Raw genomic sequence first — 8,968 nt, forward strand, 5'->3', positions numbered from 1 at the left:
CCTTCGCGAGCAAGCCCGCTCCCACAGGGTCATGTGTTGTGTTGGAGAGCGTTACAACCCCGCCAGATGCACCACCAGCTTGACGATGCCAAACAGCGTCAGGGCAAAGATCACCGTGAAGACGATGCCCAATACCACGAAGTGACTCGGCTTGCCGTGGGTGAAGTCACGGGCGCGATTTTTGCCGCTCTGCACGCCGAAAGCGGCAGCCAGTACGCTGTGCATCATCTGCCACAGTGTCGGCGGCTTGTTGTCGATCGGATCGTCCATAAATCCCTCGTCTGCCATGGGTTTGGAACAAGCATAGACAACCCGCGAAAAAAGATCGCAGGCTTCGCCAGCACCTACAGGGGTACACCAATACCCGTAGGAGCTGCCGCAGGCTGCGATCTTTTTGTCCGACGCAATCCTACTAGTTGTCGTAACCCAAATTCGGCGCCAACCAGCGCTCAGTCACGCTCAAGTCCTGGCCTTTGCGCGCGGTATAGCTCTGGACCTGATCCTTGTCGATCTTGCCCACGGCAAAGTATTGCGCCTGGGGATGGGCGAAATACCAGCCGCTGACGGCTGCCGCCGGGAACATGGCGTAATGCTCGGTGAGGAACACGCCGCTGCGCCCGGCCTTCAGTTCGCTGGCCGCGGGGTCGAGCAGGCGGAACAAGGTGGCCTTCTCGGTGTGATCCGGGCAGGCCGGGTAACCAGGGGCAGGGCGGATGCCGGTGTACTGCTCTTTGATCAGGGCGTCGTTGTCCAGGCTTTCGTCCTTGGCGTAGCCCCAATGTTCCTTGCGCACCTGCTGGTGCAGCCATTCGGCACAGGCCTCGGCCAAGCGGTCGGCCAGAGCCTTGACCATGATCGAGTTGTAGTCATCGCCGGCTTCCTGGTAGGCCTTGGCGACTTCTTCAGCGCCGATGCCGGCGGTGGTGATGAAGCCGCCCACGTAGTCGGTCACGCCGCTGTCCTTGGGCGCGACGAAGTCGGCCAGGGAGAAGTTCGGCTTGCCGTCGGTCTTGATGATCTGCTGGCGCAGGTGATGCAAGCGGGCCAGTGGCTTGCCATCCTCGCCATAGACTTCCAGATCGTCGTCATGCACCTGGTTGGCCGGCCAGAAGCCGAGCACGGCGCGGGCGCTGATGAGTTTCTCGTCGATGAGCTTGCGCAGCATCGCCCGGGCATCGGCGTACAGTGCAGTGGCCGCTTCGCCGACCACTTCGTCGGTGAGGATGCGCGGGTACTTGCCGGCCAGGTCCCAGGAAATGAAGAACGGTGTCCAGTCGATGTATTCGGCCAGGACGTTGAGGTCGATATCCTCCAGCACTCGGGCGCCGGTAAAGGTCGGCTTGACCGGCTGGTAGCTGCTCCAGTCGAACTGCGGCTTCTTCGCCACGGCGGCGGGGTAGCTCAGGCGTTCGGTACGGGCGCTGCGGTTGGCGGTGCGCTCGCGAACGTCGATATACTCCAGGCGGGTTTTCTCGACGAAGGCCGGCTTGAGTTCCTTGGACAGCAACTGGGTGGCCACGCCCACGGCGCGCGAGGCATCGGTGACGTAGATCACCGCGTCGTTGCTGTACTTGGGTTCGATCTTCACCGCCGTATGAGCTTTGGAGGTCGTGGCGCCACCGATCATCAGGGGCAGGTGGAAATCCTGGCGCTGCATCTCGCGGGCCACATGCACCATCTCGTCCAGGGACGGAGTGATCAGGCCGGACAGCCCGATGATGTCGCACTTTTGCTCCTTGGCTACCTGCAGGATCTTCTCTGCCGGCACCATCACGCCCAGGTCGACCACGTCATAGCCGTTGCAACCCAAAACCACACCCACGATGTTCTTGCCAATGTCATGGACGTCGCCCTTGACCGTGGCCATCAGGATCTTGCCTTTGGCTTCCGGCTTGTCGCCTTTTTCCGCCTCGATGAAGGGAATCAGGTGGGCCACGGCCTGCTTCATCACCCGGGCGGATTTCACCACTTGGGGCAGGAACATTTTGCCGGCGCCGAACAGGTCGCCGACGATGTTCATCCCGGCCATCAACGGGCCTTCGATGACCTCGATCGGACGGGCGAACGACAACCGCGATTCTTCGGTGTCTTCGACGATGTGCGTAGTGATGCCCTTGACCAGCGCGTGTTCCAGGCGCTTGTTCACTTCCCAGCCACGCCACTCTTCGGTTTCCGCTTCCTTGACGCTGCCGTCGCCCTTGTACTTGTCGGCAATGGCGAGCAGGGCGTCGGTGCCTTCAGGCGTGCGGTTGAGGATCACGTCTTCCACCGCGTCGCGCAGTTCCACCGGGATCTGGTCGTAGATCTCCAGTTGGCCGGCGTTGACGATGCCCATGGTCAGGCCCGAGCGGATTGCGTACAGCAAGAACACCGAATGAATCGCCTCGCGCACCGGGTTGTTGCCCCGGAACGAGAAGGACACGTTGGACACGCCACCGGAGGTCAGCGCATAAGGCAGTTCGTCGCGGATGTAGGCGCAGGCGTTGATGAAATCCACGGCATAGTTGTTGTGCTCTTCGATACCGGTGGCGACGGCGAAGATGTTCGGATCGAAGATGATGTCTTCCGGCGGGAAGCAGACTTCATTGACCAGGATGTCGTAGGACCGCTTGCAGATTTCCTTCTTGCGCGCTTCGGTGTCGGCCTGGCCGGCTTCGTCGAAGGCCATCACCACCACGGCGGCGCCGTAGCGTTTGCACAGCTTGGCGTGATGAATGAACTGCTCGACGCCTTCCTTCATGCTGATGGAGTTGACGATGCCCTTGCCCTGGATGCACTTGAGGCCCGCTTCGATCACTTCCCATTTCGAGGAGTCGATCATGATCGGAACGCGAGAGATGTCCGGTTCACCGGCAATCAGATTGAGGAAGGTCACCATGGCCTTCTTCGAATCGAGCATGCCCTCGTCCATGTTGATGTCGATCACCTGGGCGCCGGCCTCGACCTGCTGCAGGGCCACTTCCAGGGCTTCAGTGTAATTGTCTTCGCGGATAAGGCGGGCGAACTTGGCCGAGCCAGTGATGTTGGTCCGCTCGCCGACGTTGACGAACAAGGAGCTGCGATCGATGGTGAACGGTTCCAGGCCCGACAGGCGGCAAGCCCGCGGGATCTCCGGAATCTGCCGCGGTGCGTAGCCGGCCACGGCCTTGGCGATGGCTTCGATGTGCGCCGGGGTGGTGCCGCAGCAGCCGCCGACGATGTTCAGGAAGCCGCTTTGGGCAAACTCTTCGATGACCTTGGCGGTGTCCACCGGCAGTTCATCGTATTCACCGAATTCATTGGGCAGACCGGCGTTCGGGTGCGCCGATACGTGGGTGCTGGCCTTGTTCGACAGTTCTTCGAGGTACGGGCGCAGTTCGCTGGCACCGAGGGCGCAGTTCAATCCAACGGAAATCGGCTTGGCGTGAGCGACGGAGTTCCAGAAGGCTTCGGTGGTCTGGCCGGACAGGGTGCGGCCTGACGCGTCGGTGATGGTGCCGGAGATCATGATCGGCAGTTCGACGCCTAATTCCTCGTATACCCCTTGCACGGCGAAAATCGCTGCCTTGGCATTGAGCGTGTCGAAAATGGTTTCGATGAGGATCAGGTCGGCGCCGCCTTCGATCAGGCCCTTGGTGGCCTCGGTGTAATTCTCCACCAACTCGTCGAAGGTCACGTTGCGATAGCCGGGGTTGTTCACGTCTGGCGACAGCGAGCAGGTACGGCTGGTCGGGCCCAGCACGCCGGCTACGAAGCGCGGCTTGTCCGGGGTTTCCAGGGTCTTGGCGTCGGCCACCTTTCGGGCCAGGCGCGCGCCTTCCAGATTCAGCTCGTAGGCCAGGGCCTGCATGCCGTAGTCGGCCTGGGACACCTGGGTGGCGTTGAAGGTGTTGGTTTCCAGAATGTCGGCACCGGCATCCAGGTAGGCTTTTTCGATGGCGCCGATCACATCCGGGCGGCTCAGTACCAGCAAATCGTTGTTGCCCTTGACGTCGCTCGGCCAGTCGGCGAAACGCTTGCCGCGATAGTCCTGTTCCTCAAGCTTGTAGCTCTGGATCATCGTACCCATGCCGCCGTCGAGGATCAGAATGCGTTCCTTGAGAGCTTGCTGGAGAAGATAAAGGCGAGCGCTGCGATCGGACATAGGACTACCTGGAAAAGACCATTACGAAGGCGGGGATGATAGCAAACCTGTGCAGGATTTGATCATGGGTGGCTTTTGCATGAATATCGCTCATGTTTGCAAGGCGTTGCCGGGCCGGTAGAATCGCCGGACTATCTCTTAGGGACCCGAGACATGCCGTACCGCGTCTTATTCGGCAGTCTGTTGCTGTCGTTGTCTTTTAGCGCAGCCGCCGGGGGACCTGCTCCCGCGATCTCCTATACTCGCGACATTCAGCCGATCTTCACGGAAAAATGCGTGGCCTGCCACGCCTGCTACGACTCCGCCTGTCAGTTGAATCTGGGCAGTGGCGAAGGCGCAGCCCGCGGTGCGAGCAAACTGTCGGTGTACGACGGCGAGCGGCGCAAGGCCGCTGACCCGACCCGCTTGTTCTATGACGCCTCTGGCCCGCAGGCGTGGCAGCGCATGGGTTTCTATTCCGTGCTCGATGCCCAGGGCAGTCAGGCCGCGTTGATGGCGCGCATGCTTGAGCTGGGGCATCGCACGCCGCTGCAGCCTAACGCCAAGCTGCCGGAGGAAATCGTGCTGGGCCTGAACCGTGACAACAGTTGCCCGATGCCAGGGCAATTCGACGAGTATGCTGGCGCGCATCCCAAGGAAGGCATGCCCCTGGCGGTCACTGGCCTGACCGACCAGCAATATCAGACCTTGCAGCGCTGGCTGGCCGCGGGCGCACCCATCGATCAGCAGGCGCTGGCGCCGAGCGCCGCCGAAGCCTTGCAGGTGGTGCAGTGGGAAAACCTGCTCAACGCCCCCGGCGCCCGGGAAAGCCTGGTGGGCCGGTGGCTGTTTGAACACTGGTTTCTGGCGCACATTTATTTCAAGGATGGCGAGCCGGGGCATTTCTTCCAGTGGGTACGTTCGCGTACGCCTACCGGCCAGCCTATCGACTTGATCAACACCCGCCGCCCGAACGATGACCCCGGTACCCACGTGTATTACCGACTCTGGCCGGTACAAGGGGTGATCGTGCACAAAACCCATATCACCTACGGCTTGAGCGCGGCGAAAATGGCGCGGATCAAAAGCCTGTTCTACAGCGGCAGATGGCAGGTCACTGCGTTGCCGGGGTACGGGCCGGAGCGCCGGGCCAATCCGTTCTCCACCTTCGAAGCGATCCCGGCCCAGGCCCGCTATCAGTTCATGCTCGATAACGCCGAATATTTCGTACGCACGTTTATCCGCGGCCCGGTTTGCCGGGGCCAGATCGCCACGGACGTGATTCGCGACAACTTCTGGGCGTTGTTCCAGGCCCCCGAACATGACCTGTACATCACCGACCCGAACTACCGCGGCCAGGCCACGCCATTGTTGGCGATGCCTGGGCAGAATGACGACGTGGGCAGCGTCCTGAGCCTGTGGCTGGACTACCGGGACAAGCGCAACGAGTACGAAGCCTTGCGTCGCGACAACTACGCCGACCTGCCTGCGCCCAGTTGGTCGACGCTGTGGGCCGGCAACGACAATGCCTTGCTGAGCATTTTCCGGCATTTCGACAGTGCTTCGGTCACCAAGGGCCTGATTGGCGAAGTGCCGCAGACGATGTGGCTGTTCGATTTTCCATTGCTGGAACGCACGTATTATCAGTTGGCGGTGAACTTCGACGTGTTCGGCAACGTGTCCCACCAGGCCCAGACGCGACTGTATTTCGACCTGATTCGCAACGGTGCGGAGCAGAACTTCCTGCGCCTGATGCCAGCCGATTCCCGTGAGGACTACCTCAACGATTGGTATCAGTCGGGCGGAAAATTCAAGATGTGGCTTGATTACGAGGCTATCGACGACGACAAACCGACGGCACTCATACTCGACGAGCGTGATCCCAAGCGTGACTTTGCCCGGCAATTGCTGCTCCGTTACGGCGACTTGAACGCTTGGCCCGATCCGATCAACCGTTGCGACGGCGCCTATTGCTCGCGCCCGAACATCGACCTGGCTCTGCAGAACGCCGAACAGGCCCTCAGTCGTCTGGTTTCGCGACCGGCGGCGGGTCTGAGCGTCATCCATCAGTTGCCGGAAGCGACCATGCTGCGCGTCGAAACCGTCAGCGGTCGCCGTGAGGTTTACAGCCTGCTGCGCAACCGCGCTCACAGTAACGTGGCATTTTTGCTGGGCGAGGCGCTGCGATACCAGCCGGGGCTGGACACTTTGACGGTCTATCCGGGCGTGCTGAGCAGCTATCCGAACTTCATGTTCAACATCCCCGCCGAGCAGGTTCCGGCCTTTGTCGACGCCATGGAAAGCGCCCGGGACGGGCAGGCGTTCGAGCGGATTGTCGAGCGTTGGGGGATCAGGCGCAGTCATCCGCAGTTCTGGCAGTACTTCCACGACCTGAGCCGGTATATCCAGGAGACGGAGCCACTGGAGACCGGCGTGCTGGATATGAACCGTTACCAGAATCTCTGACCAGGATATCCGGGCGCTTTCCTGACAAAAATACTAGGACTTTGTCCGGCGCGATGATTGGCGTAAACTGCCGACAAGCCTGCGAGGAGTTTCCATGACCGCCATTACCATTACCGATGCCGCCCACGATTACCTGGCTGACCTGCTGTCCAAGCAGAACACCCCAGGTATCGGGATCCGCATCTTCATCACCCAGCCCGGCACCCAGTACGCTGAAACTTGCATTGCCTACTGCAAGCCGGGGGAAGAGAAACCTGAAGACACCGCGCTGGGGCTCAAGAGCTTCACCGCGTACATCGACTCGTTCAGCGAAGCGTTCCTGGACGATGCGGTGGTCGACTACGCCACCGACCGCATGGGCGGCCAGCTGACCATCAAGGCGCCGAACGCCAAGGTGCCGATGGTCAACGCCGACAGCCCGGTCAACGAACGCATCAATTATTACCTGCAAACCGAAATCAATCCGGGGCTGGCCAGTCACGGCGGCCAGGTTTCGCTGATTGACGTGGTGGAAGACGGCATCGCCGTGCTCCAGTTCGGCGGCGGTTGCCAGGGCTGCGGCCAGGCCGACGTGACCTTGAAGGAAGGCATCGAGCGCACCTTGCTCGAGCGTATCCCGGAGCTCAAGGGCGTGCGCGACGTGACCGACCACACGCAGAAAGAAAACGCCTACTACTGATTGTGGCGAGGGGATTTATCCCCGTTGGGGCCGAGAAGGCCCCATCGATTATCTGACATACCGCAAACGAGATCTGGGGCTGCTGCGCGGCCCAACGGGGATAAATCCCCTCGCCACAAAAACTGCGTCCGACATGGACTTTGCGAATACCTGCTCCACAGGGGGAGGTTGATTCTTACTGATCGGGTCAGGGCCTGTAGAGATGCGCATGCCCGGCGCGGTACAGCGACGAGTCACTGAACACATCATTGCCCAGCACACGCCCCACCAGGATCAGCGCCGTGCGCCTAAAGCCCTTGGCCTTGACCTTTTCGGCAATATCAGCCAGCGTACCCACCACCCAATCCTGATCCGGCCATGTCGCCCGGTGAATTACCGCGATCGGGCAATCCGCGCCGTAGTGGGGCAGCAGTTCGCTGACGATTTTTTCCAGATGATTGACGCCCAAGTGAATCGCCATGCTCGCCCCGTGCTGCGCCAGGCTGCCCAGTTCTTCGCCGGCGGGCATCGCGGTTTTGTCCGCGTAGCGGGTGAGGATCAGGCTTTGGGACACGTCCGGCAAGGTCAGTTCGGTGCCCAGCAGGGCGGCGCAGGCTGAGGTCGCGGTCACGCCTGGGATGATCTTGAATGGGATGTCCAGTTCCCGCAGGCAGCGAATCTGCTCGCCAATGGCGCCGTACAGGCTCGGGTCGCCGGAGTGCACCCTGGCCACGTCCTGGCCCTTGAGATGAGCGGCCTTGATCAACTCGATAATCTGCTCCAGGTGCAGCTCGGCGCTGTTGATCACCTGTTCGGCGCTGTGGCCTTCCAGCACGGCTGTGGGCACCAGGGAGCCGGCGTAAATGATCACCGCGCAGCTGCGGATCAGTCGCTGGCCTTTGACAGTGATCAGTTCCGGGTCGCCAGGGCCGGCGCCAATGAAATAAACGGTCATGACCGGTTCCTAAAGGTGAGTGGGCGACCCTTTGAATGAAGATCGCTCATGATCCAGGGCGCGAATTATCGGGGTTTACGACGTGACCGCCAATGCCAGCGTGGCGCTTGGGGTCTTTTGGCGAGGAATCAGCAGCGTCGCGGGCGCCGCGCCCAACCGGTCGGCCAGCGCCAGGGCGGCGCTTTCGGCGACGCCATAGCAACCGGTGTGCTCAAACGCGATTTCAGAGCGGTGACTGAGCCGCTGCTGATAGCTGGACAACTGCCCGGCATTGAAGCAGGTCAGCGGCAACTTCAGTTGCTCGGCCAGTTCCAGCAGACCCGGCTCGTCACGCTTGAGGTCAATACTGGCCAAGGCGCGAACCCGGGAGAGCTCAATGCCATGCGCCAGTAAGGTCTGATCAAGCAATGCCCGCAATGTGCCGGCCGGGCAGCCGCGCTGACAGCCCAGGCCGACCACCAGGATCGGCCCAGCCCTCATGCGTCGTGGTGAGCCTGGTCGCCGCGACGGAACAACCATGCGCTGACCAGGCCCAAGGCCAGCCAGAACGCGACGTTGGTCACTTGCGAGGCGAGCTTGAATTGGCTTTCAAGTGCTTCGGGCGCCAGCATCGAGTGGACCTCAGGCTGCGGCGCACCGATGACATGGGGCACCAGCAAGGTGGCCACGCCCAACAGTTTGAGCAACCAATGCCTGCCGAAGACCATCAGGGCGATGCCCACCGCAGTGGAGGCCGCCGTGCCGATCCACCACATCTGTCGCTGGGCCAGATCGGCTGCCGCCGTAC

The 8,968-nt window shown here is 61.4% G+C and carries 7 protein-coding genes; 2 read left to right on the plus strand and 5 right to left on the minus strand.

Annotated elements, in window-relative coordinates; genetic code table 11:
• Nucleotides 1-51: 51 nt before the first annotated feature.
• Both HU811_RS21520 and metH read right to left on the minus strand, forming a co-directional pair.
• Nucleotides 52-270, minus strand: coding sequence for a DUF2970 domain-containing protein (locus HU811_RS21520; RefSeq protein ID WP_092396051.1), 219 nt, complete (start codon nucleotides 268-270; stop codon nucleotides 52-54).
• 142 nt (nucleotides 271-412) lie between these two features.
• On the minus strand, nucleotides 413-4,123 hold the full coding sequence (gene metH, locus HU811_RS21525; protein WP_186657995.1) for a methionine synthase: 3,711 nt from the start codon (nucleotides 4,121-4,123) through the stop codon (nucleotides 413-415).
• A 153-nt stretch (nucleotides 4,124-4,276) separates the two neighbouring features.
• Between metH and HU811_RS21530 the strand changes: the two genes are divergently transcribed.
• Together HU811_RS21530 and nfuA are read left to right on the plus strand one after the other, a co-directional pair.
• A complete protein-coding gene (locus HU811_RS21530) occupies nucleotides 4,277-6,568 on the plus strand; it encodes a fatty acid cis/trans isomerase (RefSeq protein WP_186657996.1) in 2,292 nt (763 codons plus the stop codon).
• 94 nt (nucleotides 6,569-6,662) lie between these two features.
• On the plus strand, nucleotides 6,663-7,247 hold the full coding sequence (nfuA, locus tag HU811_RS21535; RefSeq protein ID WP_003182850.1) for a Fe-S biogenesis protein NfuA: 585 nt from the start codon (nucleotides 6,663-6,665) through the stop codon (nucleotides 7,245-7,247).
• A gap of 187 nt (nucleotides 7,248-7,434) precedes the next feature.
• On the opposite strand, the gene cobM is transcribed toward nfuA, so the two are convergent.
• From cobM to HU811_RS21550, 3 genes are all read right to left on the minus strand, one after another.
• Entirely contained in the window at nucleotides 7,435-8,181 is a 747-nt protein-coding gene (gene cobM, locus HU811_RS21540) for a precorrin-4 C(11)-methyltransferase (protein ID WP_186657997.1), read from the minus strand.
• A gap of 75 nt (nucleotides 8,182-8,256) precedes the next feature.
• Nucleotides 8,257-8,661, minus strand: coding sequence for a cobalamin biosynthesis protein (locus tag HU811_RS21545; RefSeq protein WP_186657998.1), 405 nt, complete (start codon nucleotides 8,659-8,661; stop codon nucleotides 8,257-8,259).
• A partial coding sequence (locus tag HU811_RS21550) for a CbtA family protein (RefSeq protein ID WP_186658000.1) occupies nucleotides 8,658-8,968 on the minus strand: 311 nt, incomplete at its 5' end. The genes HU811_RS21550 and HU811_RS21545, both read right to left, overlap by 4 nt.

Origin of the sequence: Pseudomonas tehranensis, assembly GCF_014268615.1 — a bacterium.
GTDB classification, from domain to species: domain Bacteria; phylum Pseudomonadota; class Gammaproteobacteria; order Pseudomonadales; family Pseudomonadaceae; genus Aquipseudomonas; species Aquipseudomonas tehranensis.

What these genes read in the sequence shown, in the direction of transcription:
- metH (WP_186657995.1), bottom strand. Translation starts at nt 4,123, where the DNA reads ATGTCCGATCGCAGCGCTCGCCTTTATCTTCTCCAGCAAGCTCTCAAG.
- HU811_RS21545 (WP_186657998.1), bottom strand. Translation starts at nt 8,661, where the DNA reads ATGAGGGCTGGGCCGATCCTGGTGGTCGGCCTGGGCTGTCAGCGCGGC.
- HU811_RS21530 (WP_186657996.1), top strand. Translation starts at nt 4,277, where the DNA reads ATGCCGTACCGCGTCTTATTCGGCAGTCTGTTGCTGTCGTTGTCTTTT.
- HU811_RS21520 (WP_092396051.1), bottom strand. Translation starts at nt 270, where the DNA reads ATGGACGATCCGATCGACAACAAGCCGCCGACACTGTGGCAGATGATG.
- nfuA (WP_003182850.1), top strand. Translation starts at nt 6,663, where the DNA reads ATGACCGCCATTACCATTACCGATGCCGCCCACGATTACCTGGCTGAC.
- cobM (WP_186657997.1), bottom strand. Translation starts at nt 8,181, where the DNA reads ATGACCGTTTATTTCATTGGCGCCGGCCCTGGCGACCCGGAACTGATC.